This window comes from Bacteroides sp. 41_26 (genome assembly GCF_949740115.1).
In the GTDB taxonomy this organism is placed as follows: Bacteria; Bacteroidota; Bacteroidia; order Bacteroidales; family Bacteroidaceae; genus Bacteroides; species Bacteroides nordii.
Genome location: NZ_CATJGZ010000084.1, coordinates 1 through 22,066, shown reverse-complemented (window position 1 = coordinate 22,066; position 22,066 = coordinate 1). Strand labels below are relative to the sequence as shown.

Genomic DNA, 22,066 nt, shown 5'->3' with positions numbered 1-22,066 from the left:
TATAATACCCGTAAACTCATAGATTATGACGAAAAGTTGTTTAATATCTATTCTTGTCTCTCTCGTAAGCTTAACTGCATCGTGGGGCCAAGCCAAAGGTACGCAAATTACCGAAACCGACTCGACCGTGACACTCCGGAATAGCAAAGTGAGAGTTGAATTTCCTAAGGGCGAAGCTTTCGATATCTCGAAACTCACCCTTAGCGGAAAAGAATTAATATTGGGCAAAGGATATAATACTGTTCCGTGGACACTCACCTATAAAGGTCCCCAAGGAGAAAATCCGGTGCTTTTCCCTTCTCATGGAGAATATACCGGATGGTCGAAAGGAACAAAAAACGGTAATACTGCCATTGCTTTCAAGTGGAACATGAGACTCACTTACAATGATTTGGTCCCGGTGGTAATGACTGTTTCTGTTCCTGACGATTCAGAACTTATCTATTGGGATATCCAGGCGGGAACTCCCGAAGGTTGGTTGATAAGTAATACCCAGTTTCCACGCGTAACCGTAACGCGTCCTGATGATGCCAAATTAATCACCTCAGCAGGCTGGGGTGCGGAGTACGAGCTGAAGAATCCTCAGGTGTATTCTTCAAGCTATCCTTCGGTAACCGGTTCTATGCAGCTCCTGCTTCTTCACAATTCAGACGGTTCAGTCTATTACGCTACCGAAGATAAAGAAGCTTGCGGCAAAGACTTCAGAGCTGCCGTAGGCGAAAAGAGTGTTACTCTATTAACAGATATTGTAGCTTCCGAAGGTTGGTCGGACGATACAACCGAAACATTCACTGTTCCATGGTCAACAGTTATCGGATATTCAAATATCGGTTGGCAAGATGCCGCAACGAAATGGTACCGCCCTTTCACTTTTACTACCGAATGGGGAAGTAAACCTTTGGCATCCCGTAATATACCACAGTGGCTTTTGGATACCGATATCTGGATTAGAGCAAAAGGAGTAAACGACACCGTAAGAAGTGCCGTAAATAAAGCCATCGACCTGTATGGCAAAAACACCTTTGTTCACTGGTACTTCTGGCACCATTATCCTTATGATACGCATTATCCCGATTACTTCCCGCCAAAAGCCGGCTTTGCCGACATGATAGCCGAAGTAAGGAAAAGAGGGTGTCATACCGTTCCCTACATTAACGGCCGGTTGTGGGATCCTGACAGTGACAGCTATAAAACTCTGAACGGGGCTTCTGCCTCGTGCAGAAAGCCAGACGGTACACTTTATACCGAAATTTACCCAACGTCACAGGTATTGAACACCGTAACCTGTCCCGCATCCGGACTGTGGCAAAACATCATAACCGATCTTGTAATAAAAATCCAAAAAGAGTTGAAAACAAACGGAGTATATATCGACCAGATAGCGGCAGCAGCCCCTCAGCCTTGCTGGGCTACCAACCATGGACATGCCTGTGGCGGAGGTGATTACTGGCATAAATCTTACCGTCATCTGATGGACTCTCTCCGTACTCATCACCTGGAACCGGGAAACATACTTATAAGCGAGGAAAATGCGGAATGCTACATCGACATGTTCGATTTGTTGCTTACGGTCAATTCTCCTCACAACGGTTGCAAGATTGTGCCTTTGTTCCCGATGGTTTATTCCGACAGGCTCATCACTTCGGCCTATACGTATTCTCCTACCGACAGAGTGAATCGTGGTGATTTTCTGTATCAAACCATGCAATGCTTTCTGTATGGCTCCCAGTTAGGATGGGTAGACCCTACTTTGTTAATGAAAGACGAAGCCAAAAGAGAAGCTAATTTTTTAAAGACTCTTTCTACGCTACGCAAAAAACAACACGATGTTTTTGTTGGCGGAAGATATATAAAAGAAATCATACCGGAAGGAGATAATCCGTCAATAGATGTCCCCGGATTCGGAGAGATGAATGTTGTTGCCGGTTCCGAATGGCTCTCTTCTAAAGGTCAGAAAGTTCAATATTACGTGAATATGGACAGTGTCGATCATGAAATAGTATTGCCTGACCATAAAAAGATTACTGTAAAAGCCCTGCAAGGCATAAGAATAAATTTATAGAGTCATGAAAAACAGATATTCTTTACCATTATTTTTATTGAGTTGCCTCACATTCAGCTCTTTTGCTTCCAATACCTGGAAACTGCAAAATGTCGAATATCGTGTGGATACTTTATCGCACATAGTGATAGGTCCCGGAACTACCCAAACAATTTTAGCTCTGGAAGGACCGGTAAAGCTACGTGTGTTTTATACAACCACCGATATGACCAACCCGAATGTAAACCTGAAATTAATAATGGGGAAAGATAATCTGACAAGTAACGTAACCGTACCGAACATGCCGGCATCTCACAACGATCCCGAAAATATATATTTTGCCGGGGTGAATGCCGATTTCATTGGTGGTATGGGCCCTGTAGGTACAACTGTGGCAGATGGCGAACTCTATAAGAGTTATAAGGGAACCGGCTGGTATGCAATAGGTATTGATAAAGATAAGAAATTCTGTTCCGGTGCCCCCTATACGACATTTAAATTAGTCTCGCCAAATGCCGGACAGGCATCTATCAAAGCTGTCAATGCAGTACGTAGCGATAATGAACTGATATTATTCACTTCGCGTAAAGGAAGTACTACAGGTACCAAAGGTGCGGGAGTAGAAGTAGGAGCTGTACCTGTCGATGGCCCATTGAAAGCCGAGGGAACAACTAAAATGCGTGTCACCATTGCACCGGTCAAAGACGTTGGTAATATGTCGATTCCTGAAGGAGGGTTTGTCTTATCCGGTACAGGATTTACAGCAAATACATTAGCCAAAATGCAATTAGGTGAAGAGTTTGAAGTGACTCCAACCCTCTATTTTGACAACGTAGTGAAAACAGATATCATGGAAATGTGCGGCGGATGCCCGATGCTCTTACAGGGAGGCAAAATCCTTGAAACGCAAGGTGCATTGGATCATCTGGCCAACCGAGAACCCCGTACGGCAATAGGCTATAATTCGGACGGGACAAAGGCCATACTGCTGGTTGTCGATGGTCGCCAAACAGGAGTATCGGTCGGTGTACCTTCAAAAGACCTGGCTGCAATCATGCTCAATCTGGGATGTACGGAGGCTCTGAATTTCGATGGTGGCGGTTCCTCTACTTTATATGTCAAAGAATTGGGAGTGGTCAATACACCAAGTGAAGGGAGCCTGAGAGCAGTCAAAAACGGACTGTTTATCACAACTCCCGTCACCGAGGACAAGGTAATAGCAGAAATTCGCTTTGCCGACTACGCTAAAAAAGTGGAACGCAATAGTTATTACTCTCCGGTGATATACGGCTACAATGCACAGGGTGTGTTGATTGATACGAATGTAAAAGGAATCATGCTTTCCTGCAGTGCGAAATTGGGAAAAGTACAAGAAAACGGGAGTACGGTACTGTGTAATGGTACAGGTACTCAACTACTAACAGCCTCTTTAGATGAATTGACATCAACAATACTCGTTACAGTAGAAAGTTCCGGAACAGGGATAACTTCCATAGCTGATGGAGACAAGGATGTAAATATCTACCCCAACCCCATAAGAACAGGAGAGCAAGCCCGTATCAATTTCAACGGAAGCGCAAAAATAAATATTTATAATGCTACCGGACAATTGGTAAACAGTTTTAATTGTGAAAATAGCGAAGACGCCGCGGTAACACTACCGACCGAATCGTTAAGCCCAGGGTTTTATATGATTTCAATATCAGGTGAAACATCCAATAAGATAGCCAAATTACTGATACAGTAATTCAATCAAAAATAGTTCTATTGTTTAACTTAAATTTCAAAGGTGATGAAAAAACAATTACTTACAGCAGCGTTAATGCTAACCGGCATGTTCGCTTTGACTCCTTCTGTTGCAGATGCGAAGTCTACTATGGATTCAAATCTTACTTTGTTATGGATGAACACGGATGTGGCTCCATTGACATTGGACGTACGCCAGGGTTTTGGTAGAGATGGAAAATTCTATCTTCAAAACAAGGCAACCAAGACAATCGAAGTATGGAATGAAACCGGAAGAATCCAAGAGATTCCTTCCGGAGCAGGTACTAACATTACTTTCGATGATGCAGGAAACATCCTCGTACGTATCGGTACATTTCCTGATCCTTTTAACAAGGATATCAATGAATTGAGAATTATTCCTGCCGACGGCTCAGCAGCGATAGATATTGCATTAAGCGGTATCACAGGAGGACGTCTCGACTTCTGGGGACATGTTCAAGGCAACGTACTTGATAAGGAAACCGGCGGTATCATATACATGGGTACCACCTATTACCCCCAGCTGGTTGAAATACCTATCATAGACGGTAAACAAGATGTGGCCAACACATACACTTACACATATGCAAGCCCCTTCGGAATTGCAGGAAACTTTGCCACTACTACGATCATCTCAGCTTGGGAAGGAAAAGAGAATGTGTCTATTTTAAGTCCGTTATTTAATAAGACGAATTGCAATTCCATCCAGAAGCTATCATTGGATGAAGATGGAAACTGGTCGCACGACTCTTATTATATAACACCCCGCCACAGCGGATGTGCAGGATTCTATATCTTCAAACTCGGAGGACAAGATTACATCGTATATCCTTCCGGCTCGAACAACGCTGACGGCTTCACCGTATCAAAACTGGCTACGAAAGCTATCCCTGATGTTGAAGAGAGTGATGAATCGGTAAGAATAGCAACAAAATATTCAGAACAAAAAGATGATGGTAATCCCATGTATATCGGCAACGCTTTCTACGGAAATCATCTTTCGGCTGAAGCTATCAGCGAAACCCAGGCTCATATTTATCAATACTTCCCCAGTGGATACATTGCAAAATATTTATTCACAGTTGAAGGTGGTACCGGTGTTGCAAAAGTAGAAGCTCCCAAAGCAACAATTATCGGTGGTAAGGGTGAAATAACCATCGAAGGTGAACCGACTTTTATCGAGGTTTATACCATTGGCGGTACTCTTATAAGCCGAAACGAACACAATGTTAAGTGCATTCCGGGAACATATATTGTTAAAACAGATAACAATGTAACTAAAGTTATGGTTAAGTAAATGGCATTCGTTCAAATATCATTTTCTTAACATAACCAGTTACACAGGATAACAGAGAGAAGAGGTTGTAGTATTTTCTTTCTACAGCCTCTTTTTATCAATCACATTTACCTAACTATAAGAAACCATCTACACCATGAAGAAAGCCATAATACCTATATTATACGCTCTCGTCTTTTCATTTGGCAACGTACTGGCCGGTAATAAGCCATTACCTAAAGATATAAATTCGATTATAAACCAACTTACTTTAGAACAAAAAGCCCGGCTTCTGGTAGGATGTACGGGTAGTGATAACGGCTTAAGCCACATGGTTGCAGGTTCCGCAGGATATACCTTTCCTATCGATTCTTTAGGCATTCCCTCCATCAACCTGGCAGATGGTCCGGTCGGTGTACGAATCACCCCTGTTCCATCGAATTGGAAATACATCATATATGATTCTTTGGGCATCCCCTCTACGGGCCCGGCAGAAAACCCGGTAAGCGGGAAATCCCCCTATCCAATTAAAAAATACACCTCTTATTGCACCTGTTTCCCCTCCACTACCGCATTAGCCGCCACCTGGAATAAAGACATAGCACGACTGGAAGGCAATGCAATAGGCGATGAAGCCAGGGCATATGGTGTCGATATCGTACTTACACCGGGAATCAATATCATGCGCAATCCTCTTTGCGGACGCAATTTTGAATATTTCTCCGAAGACCCTTACCTCTCAGGCATCATGGGAGCAGCCATGATTAACGGAATTCAGGACAAAGGCATTGGGACCAGCCTAAAGCATTTTATAGCCAATAATCAGCAAACCGGCAAACTCTATAACGACGCACGCATCTCACAACGCGCACTACGCGAAATCTATCTCAAAGGATTCGAAATCTGTATAAAAAACTCCGATCCATGGACCGTAATGGGTTCTTATAACAAAATTGGGGGTAAATATACTCAGGCTAATCCGGAACTACTTCAAACAATTCTTCGCGACGAGTGGAAGTACAACGGACTGATAGTGACCGATTGGTATAAAAAAAGGGATACCGCCGACCAGCTTAACGGTGGAACAGATTTAATGATGCCGGGAGAACAATCTCAAATAGACGAAATAATAGCTGGAGTAGAAAGTGGCCGGATCAGTGAAGCTACTTTAAACAAAAGTGTAAAATATACATTGGAACTCATTTTCAAATCTATTTCTTATAAAAACTGGAAGTATACAGAAGCTCCCAACCTTTCCGAAAATGCAGAATTAGCGCGTAGTATAGCCACCGAAGGAATGGTATTACTGAAAAATGACAACTCTTTTCTTCCCATACCCAAAGGGACTAAAATTGCTCTGTTCGGTGCTACTGCATACAAGTCTATTGCAGGTGGTACAGGTTCATCAAATGTAAATAAAGCTCATATTACTGATATATCTACCGGACTTGAAAATGGCGGCTATCAACTCAACAACAGATTGAAAGGAATCTATACAAAATTCGTAGAATTCCAGAATGATCTTCTTGATAAACACCCCCAAAGTACTGACTGGGAAAAATTATCTTATAACAGGACAGTCATTCCCGAAATGGATCTGACAAAGGCAGAAAATACCATCGAACAGGAAGCTAAAAATTCTGATATCGCACTAATCGTTATCGGTAGAGGCTCCGGAGAAGAATCCGACAGAAGGTTAGAGGGAGATTTCTATCTTACTCCCGAAGAAAAATTCATGATCGATAAAGTATCCTCCCAATTCCATGCCTTAGGGAAAAAAGTAGCCGTAGTAATGAATGTCTGTGGCGTAATGGAAATGAATTCCTGGAAAGAGAAACCGGACGCTATACTACTGGCATGGTTTCCGGGGCAAGAATGTGGAGATGCCATAACAGATATAATTAGTGGGAAAGTAAACCCTTCCGGAAAACTCCCGATGACTTTCCCGACAGATTATTTCGATATTCCTTCTTCTAAAAACTTTCCAATGGTAGGAGAGACCAAGAGTGGCAAAAATTTCGATTATACCAATTATGAAGAAGATATATGGGTGGGTTACCGTTACTTTAATACAGTAAAGCAATCGATTGTTTATCCTTTCGGATATGGACTATCTTATACCAATTTCTCTTTCAGCAAACCTAAAATAGAAAGAAAAAATAATAAATGGATCGCAAATATTGAGGTGACCAATACAGGTAATGTATCCGGCAAGGAAGTGGTACAACTCTATATTTCTGCTCCTGAAACCTTCATTCAAAAACCCGATATAGAATTAAAAGCCTTTGGAAAAACCCGGGAGTTAAAACCCGGAGAAAGTGAAATAATAAAACTTCAGTTTACCGATTATGATATAGCTTCATTCGATGAAAACAATTCGCAATGGCTTACATCAAAAGGGAAATATCTCCTGTCTTTCGGTTCTTCAAGTAATGACCTTAAGGCTACCATTCCATTCAGTATCCGTAAAGATAAAACCTGGAAAGTGAATGATGTACTAAAACCCATTGAGAAAGTAAACGTTATGAAACTCTCCATTAAATAACCGGTTTACAAAAACGATTACTACCATTATTGAAAAAAGTCATAACTGATAAAAAGAAAAGAATGTTTATCACAACACTTAAAAAAAAATATATAACACTTATAGTCATAATAAGTATCCTTACCGGAGTAAATACGACACTGGCAGCTTACCAGACTGATGAAATATCAGATATGGCTCTTATCTATCAGGGAGGTACTCATCGCCCCGAATGGACGGAAGACGAACTACGTCCCTATGTCATACATACTTTTGCCGATGGACGTATGGACTGGTTTTTCGACTCTTTTTTATTTTTTGAGTTTACAGATAACTGGCAGATAGCATTCGGGTATAATTATGGAGCACGAAATGCCAGAAAGAGTGATTGGGAATGGTTACTCAACAGAATCTTTGAAAAAGGTAAATCCCTCGATGCATTGAATTCGTGTATCGAACATTATAAAACGATTATCGGAGAACCTCAGTTTAAACACAAAATAGTATTAGGGGTAGTATCGCCTATTACTGATCAAACCGATTGGGGAAACCTTGATGGAGAAATATTAAACTTTGCACATCGGAATGACCAGATAAAAGCTGCAAAATGGTACATTGACCAACTCACAGAACGATTTAACGAAGGAGCATACGAGAATCTCGAACTAACAGGGTTTTATTGGCTTGAGGAGAGCACTGCTAAATGCGGAGATTTACCAAAAGATGTAAGTGACTATATCCACCAACTGGATAAACGATTTTACTGGATTCCATACTGGAATGCCCAGGGGTATAACTTATGGAGAAAGTTAGGATTTGATACTGCTTTTTTACAACCGAATCATTTCTTTGACAAAGAGATAGCAGATGATCGCCTCCTTCAGGCATGCAATACTGCAAATAAATTCAATATGGGATTGGAAGTAGAGTTCGATAGTCGTGTATTATACGAAAACGAAGATTCATATTACAGCAGACTGGAGAGTTATATCAATGCTTTTGAAAAGAATAATGTCTTTGAAAATTCGGCAATAGCCTATTACTCAGGAACAAAAGGTATACTTGATATGTATCGTTCAAATTCTATCGAAAACACTCTTATTCTTGATAGAATAGCCAATCATATATTAAAAAGGCGTAGCCGGAGCGTAGGTATTGAAACTGCCAATGACCCGAAAACTGATGTTATTGTGGCAGGGGGTATCGGAGAATTACGTATAGAGGGAATCGCCGAATCGATTAAGATATACACTACAAATGGAATACTTGTCAGCCAAAATACCAGAAAGCTACAATGCGCACCAGGTGTTTATATAGTAAAAATTGACGGAGAAACCAGAAAAGTTATTGTACGATAATAAACTAATAGAAACTTATTTATAAAAAGAACAAACATGAAAAAGATTTTATATTTCTTAGTGATACTAATCATTGTAGCTCCTATACATCTGATAGAAGCTCAAAATAGTCAAAAGAACAAGTATAAAACCAGTAAGATCAGAGATCTTGCATTAATATACCAGGGAGGTGTACAGAGAATCGACTGGACTCCTGATCAGTTTGTCCCGTATGTCACCCATCAGTTTGCCAACGGCACGAAAGACTGGTTATTCGATGGCTTTCTGTTCCTCGAGTTTGCCGATGGTAAAGGTCATAATTATGCCTATGGATATGCAAAGAAACAGGCACGAAAAATAGAGTGGGAATGGCTTCTCGACAGGTTGTTTGAAAAAGGGAAAGCGCTGGATGCATTAAACCAATGCATTGAAAATGAGAAAAAAAACATCGGAAAACCATCCTTCAAACATCAAGTCATTTTAGGAATTGCTATACCATTACCTAAACAAAAAGACTGGGGAAGCATCGATGGAAATCCTCTTGATTTTAATCAACAGTCTGACCAGGTTAAAGCAGCCCAATGGTATATAGACCAACTCATGACCCGTTTTAAAAAAGCTAAATACAAAAATCTGGAACTTGCCGGTTTCTACTGGGTAGATGAAGATATAGCAACCTGTAAAGATCTTCCTAAATATGTAAGTCAATACATCCACTCAAAGAAAAAAGAGTTTGTATGGATCCCCTATTGGAAGGCCAAAGGATACGAACAGTGGAAAGACTTGGGATTTGATATCGCATATCAACAGCCGAACCATTTCTTCACAAAGGATATCCCTGACTCCCGACTGGACGAAGCTTGTGAACTCGCTTTGAACAATGGAATGGCTATGGAATTCGAATGTGACAGCAAGGCTCTTTACGATTGTGAGGATTCTTCGTATGACAGGATGTTAGCCTACATCGAGGCATTTGAGAAACACAAAGTATTTGAGACCTCTGCCATTGCATATTACACCGGAAGTAAAGGATTTATTGACATGTATAATTCTACTTCTCCGGAGGATAAGAAGATTATGGATCGCCTGGCACGTCATATTACTGCCCGTAGAAATATGAAAGCATTAACCAAATAGATGGACCGGATTATATTAATTATATGTATGTTTATTTCCCTATCGTCTTATTCTCAAAACAAACTGAGCATAATAACGAAGACAGGGGAAGATGTATATATATCTTCTATGATCGATGACCGTCATGTAATAAACTACTGGTTCAAAAAATGCATGGCCAATGACTTATTTACATTTTACCGTGTTTCCATTACTTCCGATTCCACTAATACTCAAATAGTAAATGAAACCTATAGCGATAATATAGGTCCATTTAACATTCTGGAAGGCGGTTGGTGTGGCGGTAACCATCTGTTCCTGGATGAAAAAACCCAAACAGCCGAAACATTTTCTATCAAATTGTATGCTGATGGGCGTAGTATCACTACTGATACTACGCTCAAAGCACATACAATTAAAATTGAAGTAAAAAATTACATTATTAACCCGCTCAGTGCAAAAGAAAGAGATAATCAGATATACTTCACCGATACGCTGTGCACTGAAAATGTAAACTACACAGTAAACGGTAATAGTATCCAGGTAGATTTATCCCATGATTATACCAATAGAATCCCGGTTATAATAGAAAAATATTATGGGATGCAATCTATGTTTAAAAACGAAAAACAACTTCTTACTCCTTCTGGTGAATATCCGTATTGGACTGACATAAAAAAAGTAAATAGATTCAAGAAAAAAGATTTCCCCCGTTTCAACCGGTATATTGAAAAGGGCGATTCTTACTTTCAGTCCTCCTTTCTCCTCAATCGCAGTTTGGGAACACACAATGAACTTCCTGATGATGATATTATTTTCATAGGTAATTCATGGACCAAATGCTATCATAAACTGATAGGAAACGTACCACGTACTGCCGGTGACTACGATTCATGGAGTGGAGTTTATACCTGGATTACGACACCACTACTCGACAATGAGTCCGCATTCGCCTATGACGGATTTATTGATGGGGAAAAAGCTATCTTCTTCTGCAATAATATAAAAGGGAACTTTACCTTTCCTTTCCCGGAAAGTATAGAATACAAGAAAATAAACTTTATAGAAAACTCCTCTGATTCTAAAATCAAAAGGAAAAACGGTTTTATTTATCTTCCTTGCAACTCACCGGGGAGTGTAATTATCTCATTGAAAAAATAATCCCAAATTTTAGAATATATGAAAAGGAAACTAACATTGATTTACTTAACAGGACTTCTTACAATTGGTATTACAAATACAAATGCCCAGCCAAAGGTCGTCGCCCACCGTGGACACTGGGATACCGAAGGCTCAGCACAAAACTCCATCAGAGCACTAATCAAAGCTGATTCTATTAAATGCGATGCATGTGAATTTGATGTATGGTTAACGGCCGATAAACAGCTTATAGTAAATCATGACGACGTTATAAATGGTTATGAAATAGAAACCACTTCCTCTGATACAATCCTCAGTCAAAAGTTAAAAAACGGAGAATTTTTGCCCTCATTAAGTCAATTTCTCGATGTCGCAAAACTCCTTACAATAGATCTTGTATTAGAAATAAAGCCTCACAAAAATAAAGAGCACGAAGCAGAAGCCGTCAAAATGGTACTCACCATGGTACAAGAAAAAGGTTTGGAAGAGAAAACATCCTACATAACATTCTCCAGAAATGCTTTTGATGAGCTTGTAAAACAAACCCGACGGCCAATTCTTTACCTGAATGGAGTGGCTCCGGATGTACTAAAAAGCATTGGTGGAACGGGAGCCGACTATCACATCAATGTATTCAAGAAAAATCCCGAATGGATAAAACAACTTCATAATTTAGGGCTTGAAGTTAACATCTGGACAGTTAGTGATCCTGAAGGGATTCAATGGTGCATCGACAATGGTGCCGACTATATTACTACCAACAACCCAGAATTAGTACAGAAAATGATTAAACAAAAATGATAAAAGAACACTATAAATAGCGGCGGTATTAAACAGCTATTTTGCATAGAAGATAGAAAAAAAATCATTTATAATGCAAAAATTACTATATTTGTGTTGGAGAGTAAGAACCAATGCATATAAATAAAGAACAGGAAAACTCATTTTCACCCTCAAACAGGCAAGAAAATCATCTTTGGATTGATTTCATAAACGGAGATGATAAAAGTTTTGAACTGATTTACAAGAAGTATGTCGGGGTTCTTTTTCGTTATGGCATTCAATTCACTCAAGACGAAGATATTGTAAAAGATGCTATACATGATGTTTTCGTCCGCATATATAAGAATCGTACACAATTGAAGAAAGAGGTTAATATCAAATTCTATCTTTTCACCGCACTCAAGAATAGCCTGTATAATACGTTTAAACGCGAAATGGTATTCGAGAAACTCGGAGAACAGGAATTATATAATATATTAGACCATTCAGATGAAAACAAAGCGTTGTCAAGTCTGGAACAGGAATCGACAAGAAAAATAATCCTGCAACTAATGAACCAACTGACGGACCGGCAACGCGAAGTCATTTATCATCGCTTCATAGAAGAACTCTCTATGGAAGAGATAGGTGTCCTGATGCAAATGAATACTCAGTCCGTACAAAATCTCATTCAGCGTTCATTAAAAAAAATGCGCGAAAGTCAGTTACCTCTTCCTCTATCTATCTCATTGTTATACAAAGCCATAGAAGCTGTATAACCTATTTCCGTACAACTACTTTTTCACTTTTACTAAAAAAAATCACTTAAGGTGAGTATGTTTTCCTCTACCAATTGTATTCTGTATGTTACCGTAAACACAAGAAAGGATTAAAGCATACATGAATTATAAAGGCTGCACATATAAAGAACTACTACAGGATGATTTTTTCCTGGAATCACAGCTCACTCCAACGGATGAAAGTATCCGTTTCTGGAATACTCTCATAGAGAATGACGAGGCATTAGCTTCTGAAATCAACCGGGCACAGGAAATTATTTGCAGAATACCTTTCCGAAAAAAAGAAATTTCAGCAGATGCGCAAGATGAATTACTAAACAGAATTAATCAAAGCATTGAAGTTACTAAAAAGGAAAAGAGTAAAAAGCATTTATGGATCACTATATCAGCAGCAGCAAGTATCGCATTATTCTGTATATTGGGTTGGACCTACTACAGTGATTTTTACTCAAATGATAATTTAATGGCCATTGAAGAAGTAGCAAAGCCCACCCAGCTTCCCTCAGAAGTACAATTAATACGAAGTGACAACAACGAGATGACTATCCAGGGAGAAGAATCCGTCATTCAATATGATGAAAAGGGTACGCTTTCTATCAATTCCGAAAAAGTGGCTACTAAAGAAAATGACAAACCGGAAAAAAAGCAATCGAAATTCAATCAGTTAATTGTACCACCATGCAAACGCTCATTCTTGGCACTCTCAGATGGGACCAATATATGGGTAAGTGCCAATAGCCGTGTCGTTTATCCGGAAATATTTGAAGACGATAAGCGGGAAATTTTTGTAGAGGGAGAAGTATATCTGGAAGTATCACCAGACAAGAAAAAGCCATTTATAGTAAAAACAAATCAACTGGATATAAATGTATTGGGAACAAGTTTCAATGTATCTGCTTATGAAGGAGACAGTAATACGGCAGTAGTGCTTGTCAGCGGAAAAGTAAACATTCATACCAAAAATAATCTGGAGGCAACGCTCGCACCAAGTGATATGCTTTGCTTTGAATCCGGTAAGATTTCCCAAAGTAAAGTCAATACAGAAAATTACACCTCCTGGCGTTATGGTACTTACATGTTTGATAACGAAGAGTTTTCTGTCATATTAAACAAACTGTCCAAATATTACGGTCGGAAAATAGTATGGACAAAAGGAGTTGGAAAACTTCATGGTTCGGGAACACTCAATTTAAAAGATGATATATTTAAACTGCTAAAAGGTCTGGAAGCTGCAGCACCAATAACCTTTACTCCAAAAAGTGATGAAATATTTGTAGATGTTAAACCCTAAAAAAAAGTAAATTTATGATAACTTAGAAAAGCACAATAACCCTAAAAAAAACCGGACGATACTGCAATATCATCCGGCTGTAGATTTCTAATAACTGGACTGACTGCAACCAGTCCAATTTTATTCAAACAAAAATCATTGTAAATGTATGAAAAACATATGTATAATTGGCAAAAACAGATGCCAATTAAATAAATTTATGAAAATCGGTCTTATAACTTTCTTAGCCACTACATGCATAATCATCGACTCATTTGCAAACAGTAGCTATGCCCAGGCAACACATATTTCTATAGATGTTGAAAACACGACTTTAAAAGAAGTATTCAGAGAAATAGAAAGAAATAGTGAATTTGTAATTTTCTACTTAGAAGAAGACGTAGATTCCAATAGAAAAGTATCCTTAAAAGTCAAGAACCAGACAGTAGACAAAGTTCTTGACAAAGTATTGGCAAAAACCAATAATTCTTATCTGATAGACGACAAGCAAATCTTTATTACCAAAAAGGAGAAAATGGCTTCTCCGGGTATTCCGGCTGTCACTCAACAAAAGGTAACCGTGAAAGGAGTGGTAACAGATATAAACGGCGAAAAGCTCCCCGGTGCTACCGTTGTAGTAGAAGGTACTCCCAGGGGAGCTATTACAGATATTGACGGTACTTACACTATCGACGTAAATAAGAACGAGAAACTTACTTTTTCTTATCTTGGAATGGCGAGCCAGACAATTGCTGTCGGAGATAAAAAGATTATCAATGTAACACTGAAAGAAAAGGAAGATATGCTGGAAGAAGTAACAATCGTTGCTTTTGGAAAGCAAAAAAAGGAGAGTGTAATCTCCTCCATCCAGACAGTACATGTCAAAGACCTGCGAGTTCCCTCCAGTAATCTGACAACAGCCCTTTCAGGACGTATAGCCGGAGTCATTTCTTATCAGACGAGTGGTGAACCGGGACAGGACAATGCGGAATTCTTTATCCGTGGTGTAACCTCTTTTGGTGCAGGGAAGGTAGACCCGCTTATCCTGATTGACAATGTGGAAGTATCTTCCAATGACCTGTCACGGCTACATCCGGACGATATTCAAAGTTTCTCTATTCTGAAAGATGCCACGGCAACTGCTTTGTACGGTGCTCGCGGTGCAAACGGCGTAATCCTCGTTACAACCAAAGAAGGAAAAGAAGGGAAGATAAAAGTCTCCTTCCGTGTGGAAAATTCCTTTTCTTCACCCACCAAGAAAATAGAGATGGCAGACCCCATCACTTATATGCGGCTTGCCAACGAAGCAGTAACCGCCCGGAATCCCCTGGCTCCGGTACCTTACTCAAACAGCAAAATCGATAATACCATCCGCGGAACAAATGAGTATGCTTATCCGGCAGTAGACTGGATGAAGATGCTGACCAAAGATGTAGCCATCAATCAAAGAGCCAATCTGAATATTTCGGGAGGTGGCAAAGTAGCCCGGTATTATATTGCAGGTTCTTTCTCTCAGGACAATGGTATTCTGAAAGTAGACAAGCGCAACAACTTTAATAATAATATCAATCTGAAAAAGTATCTGATCCGTTCTAATATAAACATCAATCTGACCAAAACGACAGAAGCAATCGTTCGTGTACATGGTACTTTCGATGATTATTCGGGACCTATCAGAGGAGGTAGCGAAATGTACAGGAATATTCTGAATGTAAGCCCTGTACGTTTTCCTGCTTATTACGAACCGGATAAAACCTATGCCGGTACTACCCACATCCTGTTTGGTGGTAATGAGGGGGTGCAATATATGAATCCCTATGCCGAAATGGTAAAGGGTTACAAGCAGGAAAGCAAAACAGTAATGATGGCCCAGATGGAATTGAAACAGGATTTTGGAAAATGGGTAAAAGGGTTGACAGGCCGCTTGTTGGGTAATACAATCCGTACTTCCGGTTTTGATGTGACACGAGCATACAGTCCGTTCTACTATGAATCAACCTATGACAGACTCACAGATAGTTATACCCTGACAGAACTAAATCCGGACACTGGTGAAGAATTTATCAGCTATAATCCGGGGAGTAAAACGGTTATCAGTTCATTCTATGGAGAAGCTTCTCTTGCTTACAATCGCGATTTTAAAAAGAATGCAGTAAGTGGTATGCTAGTAGCCATTGCACGTAACTCACTGACGGGTAATGCTTCTACTCTTTCCGAGTCTTTACAGAAAAGAAATCTGGGATTATCAGGACGTTTTACCTATGCATATGACTCCCGTTACATGGCAGAGTTCAACTTTGGATATAATGGTTCGGAGAAGTTTGACAAGGGCCACCGCTGGGGATTTTTTCCTTCATTCGGACTTGGATGGTCTATCTCCAATGAAGACTTCTGGACAGACAATCTGAAAAAAGTTGTATCCAAACTCAAACTACGTGCCACATACGGTCTGGTAGGTAATGACGAAATCGGAAAGGAGAGTCAGCGTTTCTTCTATCTTTCACAAGTAACCATAGGTGGCGGAGATAGCTTCAGCACCGGATATGAATTTAACGGAAGAACCCGTAAAGGCGTAAAAATCAGTAATTATCCTAACTCCGAGATCGGATGGGAGATAGCTTATAAAACGAATCTTGGTGTTGAACTCGGACTGTTTGACGGAAAGGTAGATATCATGGCAGACTTTTTCAAAGAACGCCGTACCAACATTCTCCAGTCCAGAGAAGATATTTCCACTTCAATGGGACTATGGGCTACTCCGGATGTTAATGTGGGAGAAGCGAACGGCAAAGGTATCGATATATCGATAGATTACAACCACTCTTTCCATAAGGATTTGTGGATGGTAGGACGAGCTAACTTTACATATGCCAAATCTACCTATCGTTTCTATGAAGAACCTGACTATAGTGCCATTCCCTGGAAATCAAAAATGGGCATGCCTATTTCGCAGAAATGGGGATATGTGGCCGAAAGACTTTTCATTGATGATGCAGATGTACAGAACTCTCCCCGGCAGGATTTCGGTGAATATCTGGCAGGCGACATCAAATACAAAGACATCAACAATGACGGTGTTATCAATGAAATAGATATGGTACCCATCGGATATCCTACCACACCGGAAATCAACTACGGATTCGGACTTTCCTTCGGATATAAGAACTTCGACCTCTCCGTATTCTTTCAAGGCTCCGCCCGCTCCTCATTCTGGATAGACGCTGATAAAATGTCTCCATTCAACCAATCCACTGCCAACGGAAGAGTGATTGAAACCGGATTGGCCAAATTCATTGCAGACGACCATTGGTCATTGACCTCTCAGAATCCGAAAGCATACTGGCCAAGGTTATCAAACACGCTTATTGCCAACAACAACCAACGCAGTACTCAATTTATGCAGGACGGTAGTTTTCTTCGCTTCAAAAGTGCGGAAATAGGTTATACACTTCCCAAGAGTTTTACGAACAAGATGAGGCTGACTACCTGTCGTTTTTATGCAAGCGGTACCAATCTGTTATTATTCAGTAAGTTCAAACTTTGGGATGTAGAAATGGGTGGTAACGGATTAGGCTATCCTATCCAGCGCGTTATTAACTTAGGACTTAATCTTTCATTCTAAAAACATATACATTATGAAAACATATCTGACGATTTTTAAAACCTTTATCCTGATACTCTGCATTTCACTGGCATCCTGTCAGGAATATTTAAATGTAGTTCCAGACAATATCCCCACAGTAGATCATGCATTCAAAAACCGGCACGAAGCAGAAGGATTCCTTTATGGCTGCTTTTCCTTCCTCCCTTCATTTGCCGATGCCGGTTCCAATCCGGCACTTCTTGGTGGAGACGAAGTATGGTATATTGATCCTGTAACCGGCATGAGCCCTCGCCTTTGGTACATTGCCCGTGGCGACCAGGGTACCAATGCTCCTTTGGCAAACTATTGGGGCAGCAAACAGAATGGCGATGATCTGAAAGGAGGTAAAGCAATATTCACAGCATTGAGCGATTGCAATATCTTTCTTGAAAACATTCACAAACCTTATGATCTGACAGAAGAAGAACGGACCAGATGGGTTGCAGAAGTAAAATTCTTAAAAGCATTCTATCATTTCTGGCTCTTCCGCATGTACGGACCTATCCCATTAATTAAAGAAAACCTGCCTATCAGTTCCACATCCGAAGAAGTACAAAGATACCGGGAGCCGGTAGACGAGGTAGTGAGTTATATCGCATCCTTACTGGACGAAGCTGCCAGTGATCTTCCGTTACAGATAGAAGATCTGATGAATGACCTGGGAAGACCTACCCAACCGATGGCACTGGCTGTAAAAGCACAACTCCTTACGTTAGCTGCCAGCCCGCTCTTCAATGGTAATCCCGACTATGCGGACATTACCGACAACAGAGGTATTCATCTTTTCCCGCAAAATTACAGTGCAGACAAGTGGAAAACAGCCGCAGATGCACTCAAAACCGCTATTGATGTAGCGCATGAAGCCGGTCATGATTTATTTGACTTCAAGCAGACAAACTATGCAAGCAAGCTGAATGAAAAGACAATTCTGGCTATGCAAGTGAGGGGAGCCGCTACAGAAAGATGGAACAAAGAAATCATCTGGGGCGATTCTAATTCAAACACAGATAACCTGCAACGCGCCTGCCATCCCATCTTCATGAGCGGACAAGGTACAGGTGGCCTGCGGAAATGCTATGCTCCTCCTTTAAGAATAGTTGAACAGTTTTATACCGAAAACGGAGTACCGATCGAAGAAGACAAAGACTGGGTAGGAGTAGATCCAATGGGAATAAAGACAGCATCTGCCAGTGACAAGCTGTATATTCAGGAAGGATTCGAGACAATCAATCTTCATTTCAAAAGAGAAGCCCGTTTTTATGGTTCTATCATTTTCGACGGGGGTACATTTTATGGTAACAGCAGGACCACTTCCGATGATAATCTTTGGGTAACCCAATTGAAATTCGGCAATATCGGTGGAGGTACCAATCCTTCGGACAGACATTCCAGCACTGGCTACCTGTGCAAGAAAATGATTCATTATTTATCGTCCGTACCTGATAACAGCGACCAGTTTACCCAACACAGATATGCTTTTCCTATTATACGTCTGGCCGATCTTTACTTAATGTATGCCGAAGCACTGAACGAATGGAAAGCAGCCCCGGATCAGGATGTATATGAATACATCGACAAAGTGAGAGCCAGAACCGGACTGGAAGGTGTGGTAAAAAGTTGGCAGGAACATTCATTAACTCCGGACAAACCGAAAAACAAGGAAGGAATGAGAGAAATTATACGCAGAGAACGTATGAACGAGCTGGCTTTCGAAGGCGTTCGTTTCTGGGACCTGAAACGATGGAAACTGGCAGAAACATACCTCAACAAACCGATACGTGGTCTGAATATTCTGGGTGAAACAGCACAGGATTTCTATCAGGTGAAAACTGTCTATCAATTGAAATATACAAAGAAGGATTACTTGTGGCCAATCAAACAAAGCGTTTTGTTAAGAAACAAAAACCTGGTACAAAACTTAAACTGGTAATTGTAAACAGATTAGTAACAGTTTAACAATAAAACAAAATGAAAAGAAATTATATAGCATACATATTGTTAACAGTTTCCCTGATGTGGAGCTGTTCGGAAGTAAAAGACTGGCAGGATGAAAAAGACAATATTCCTCCTAAAAGTGTAACAGACGTAGTAGTAGAGAATATAAACGGTGGTGCAATAATCACCTATAAACTACCCGATGATCCCGATCTTCTGGCTGTAAAAGCAGTGTACTACTACAAAAAAGGAGAAGACCTGAAGGAAGCATACTCATCTGCATTCAATAATACAATTTCACTGGAAGGCTTTCCTGATGTAAACGAACGTACCGTACAACTATTTGCCATTGATAAAAGTATGAATCACTCTGCCCCTGTAGAAGTACAGATCAAACCTCTCCTTCCTCCGGTAGAAATGATTCGTAAATCACTAAAAGTGAACCCTACATTCGGTGGAGTCTATATGCTATGGGAAAATGCACAGGAAGACGAGATATCTATCACTCTTTATAGAAAAGATGCTAAAGGTGACATGGCATTCTATGATGCCTATTACAGTAAAGCCAAAGAGGGTAAATACACGTTCAGAGGATTGGAAAACGCGGAACAGGAGTTCTATTTCGAGATCAAAGACAAATGGGGAAATTATTCAGCTCCGCTGGATACCGTACTGACTCCTTTGTTTGAAGAAGAGATCGTTGGACGTAACAACAGTGGCGATATCTGGCAAAGATGGGGATGGGACGATAAATCTTGCATTTACAGAGGTGACATCGTAGGGCAAGAAGCCGCTGCCAATCGTCAGTTCCGCCTGATTCATGATGGTAACACCTGGAATAATTCTACCTGGTGGCATACCAAGGGCAACAAGCTATCCGACTTTATCGACTGGCCTAATGCCGAATATACAGTAATGCCCTTGTACTTCACCATTGATATGGGCAGAAAAGCCTCTTATAGCCGGCTCAGGTATTGGATGAGAAGCCGTAGTCCTATCTTCTCAGCACAAACATTTACGAGTTTCGAAGTATGGGGTACCAACAATCCCAAACCTCTCAGCCAGATAGGAGACGGAAGTAAAGAAGATAACCTGAAGTACTGGACGGAATGGCCGGAAGTAAACGGCACGGATGAGTGGAAGAACGATTGGGAAAAACTGGCAGATTTCAAACTGACTTTACCCTCAGGAGCCACGGACCCCAATTTACTGACCAATGAAGATACCGAATTTATAAAAGCCGGATTTGAAGTAGAAATGGACCCGAAATACGCTAATGAACCTTTCCGTTACATTCGTTTTGTGGTTCGTGAATGTAGGGAACCCAGTGCTCAGATTCAGCTAAGTGAACTTAAATTCTGGGGAGCGTATAAAGAATAATTATAGAAAAGTATACCAAAGAGATGATTGACTGAAACGCAGATTAACCTGGATTCCCGCAAAGTAAATAAACGGAAAATAAAAAAGAACCGTCTTTCTAATTTGCACGAATTTGTGTTAATTTGCGTTCTATCGAATTAATTCATTTCTCATAAATGCATCAAAGTAAATGTCGACAAAAGTCCTGTATATCATTATCTTTACTATATTTGCGTCAACCTCTGTGGCGCAAAATAGGATTCTGAAGAAGTTTCCCGAAGGTTACACTCCGGAAGAGGTAGGAATCAAGGTTGCCAACCGCTTCCTATCGAGTAAACATATGCTACATGGTGGTAAATGGATACATTATGCTGAAGTATGTACCTGGTACGGAGCAGTACGCTTTGCCAGCGAAAGCAAGAATAAAGAGTTATCCAGGCAGCTACAAGAACGTTTTGACTTTTTGTGTACAGCAGAAAGAGATTTCCTGCCTATCAAAAATCATGTCGATTTGAACATGTTCGGATGTCTTCCTCTGGAATTCTATCTGATAACAAAAGAGATGCAATATCTGGATTTGGGAATTTCTTATGCCGACACACAATGGGAACTACCTGTAGAAGCCTCAGCCGAAGAAAAAAGGTGGACCGACAAAGGACTTAGCTGGCAAACCCGCTTGTGGATAGACGATATGTATATGATAACCATCTTGCAATCGCAAGCCTACAGAGCAACGGGCAACCGGAAATACATCGACCGGACTGCACGTTCAATGGCCGTCTACCTGGACGAATTGCAACGCCCTAACGGGCTGTTTTATCATGCCCCGGATGTTCCTTTCCTTTGGGGAAGAGGCAATGGATGGATGGCAGCAGGTATGGCTGAACTTTTGAAAGTATTGCCCAAAGACAACCCGGATCGTCCGCGTATCCTACAGGGGTATCTCGATATGATGAAAAGTTTAAAACAATATCAGGCAGAAAACGGTATGTGGAATCAGTTGATAGACGCTCCCGATTGCTGGAACGAGACTTCCGGAACGGCGATGTTTACCTACGCCATGATCACAGGCGTAAAGCAAGGCTGGCTGAAAGCC

The 22,066-nt window shown here is 40.6% G+C and carries 14 protein-coding genes; all 14 read left to right on the top strand.

All coding sequences use genetic code 11. The features are described 5' to 3' along the window. Positions 1 to 25 precede the first annotated feature (25 nt). The gene (locus QX565_RS12165; RefSeq protein ID WP_263666857.1) at positions 26 to 2,062 is read left to right on the top strand and encodes a DUF6259 domain-containing protein; all 2,037 of its coding nucleotides are present in this window, start codon (positions 26 to 28) and stop codon (positions 2,060 to 2,062) included. A 4-nt stretch (positions 2,063 to 2,066) separates the two neighbouring features. Then, complete coding sequence (locus QX565_RS12160; protein WP_195350937.1) at positions 2,067 to 3,788, top strand: phosphodiester glycosidase family protein; 1,722 nt, start codon at positions 2,067 to 2,069, stop codon at positions 3,786 to 3,788. A 45-nt stretch (positions 3,789 to 3,833) separates the two neighbouring features. Next, positions 3,834 to 5,105, top strand: coding sequence for a hypothetical protein (locus QX565_RS12155; RefSeq protein WP_263666862.1), 1,272 nt, complete (start codon positions 3,834 to 3,836; stop codon positions 5,103 to 5,105). Between the two features lie 136 nt (positions 5,106 to 5,241). Then, complete coding sequence (locus QX565_RS12150; RefSeq protein WP_289292880.1) at positions 5,242 to 7,629, top strand: beta-glucosidase; 2,388 nt, start codon at positions 5,242 to 5,244, stop codon at positions 7,627 to 7,629. A gap of 62 nt (positions 7,630 to 7,691) precedes the next feature. Further along, positions 7,692 to 8,966: a DUF4855 domain-containing protein gene (locus tag QX565_RS12145; RefSeq protein WP_289292879.1), complete on the top strand. Its 1,275-nt coding sequence runs from the start codon at positions 7,692 to 7,694 to the stop codon at positions 8,964 to 8,966. A gap of 36 nt (positions 8,967 to 9,002) precedes the next feature. Beyond that, positions 9,003 to 10,082: a DUF4855 domain-containing protein gene (locus QX565_RS12140; protein WP_195661071.1), complete on the top strand. Its 1,080-nt coding sequence runs from the start codon at positions 9,003 to 9,005 to the stop codon at positions 10,080 to 10,082. A gap of 27 nt (positions 10,083 to 10,109) precedes the next feature. Beyond that, positions 10,110 to 11,222, top strand: coding sequence for a hypothetical protein (locus QX565_RS12135; protein ID WP_289292878.1), 1,113 nt, complete (start codon positions 10,110 to 10,112; stop codon positions 11,220 to 11,222). An 18-nt stretch (positions 11,223 to 11,240) separates the two neighbouring features. Beyond that, positions 11,241 to 12,002 (top strand): glycerophosphodiester phosphodiesterase family protein, encoded by a 762-nt coding sequence (locus QX565_RS12130; protein WP_221648364.1) that lies wholly within the window; start codon positions 11,241 to 11,243, stop codon positions 12,000 to 12,002. 113 nt (positions 12,003 to 12,115) lie between these two features. Further along, positions 12,116 to 12,742, top strand: coding sequence for an RNA polymerase sigma factor (locus QX565_RS12125; RefSeq protein WP_289292877.1), 627 nt, complete (start codon positions 12,116 to 12,118; stop codon positions 12,740 to 12,742). Positions 12,743 to 12,863: 121 nt separating this feature from the next. Beyond that, complete coding sequence (locus QX565_RS12120; protein WP_289292876.1) at positions 12,864 to 14,054, top strand: FecR family protein; 1,191 nt, start codon at positions 12,864 to 12,866, stop codon at positions 14,052 to 14,054. A gap of 199 nt (positions 14,055 to 14,253) precedes the next feature. Continuing rightward, positions 14,254 to 17,655 carry a TonB-dependent receptor gene (locus QX565_RS12115; RefSeq protein ID WP_255585219.1) on the top strand — a complete coding sequence of 1,134 codons (3,402 nt, stop codon included), beginning with the start codon at positions 14,254 to 14,256 and terminating at the stop codon, positions 17,653 to 17,655. Positions 17,656 to 17,668: 13 nt separating this feature from the next. Beyond that, the gene (locus tag QX565_RS12110) at positions 17,669 to 19,606 is read left to right on the top strand and encodes a RagB/SusD family nutrient uptake outer membrane protein (protein ID WP_289292875.1); all 1,938 of its coding nucleotides are present in this window, start codon (positions 17,669 to 17,671) and stop codon (positions 19,604 to 19,606) included. 38 nt (positions 19,607 to 19,644) lie between these two features. Beyond that, the gene (locus QX565_RS12105) at positions 19,645 to 20,991 is read left to right on the top strand and encodes a DUF5126 domain-containing protein (protein ID WP_289292874.1); all 1,347 of its coding nucleotides are present in this window, start codon (positions 19,645 to 19,647) and stop codon (positions 20,989 to 20,991) included. Positions 20,992 to 21,160: 169 nt separating this feature from the next. Beyond that, on the top strand, positions 21,161 to 22,066 hold a 906-nt coding region (locus QX565_RS12100; RefSeq protein WP_289292873.1), incomplete at its 3' end, for a glycoside hydrolase family 88/105 protein.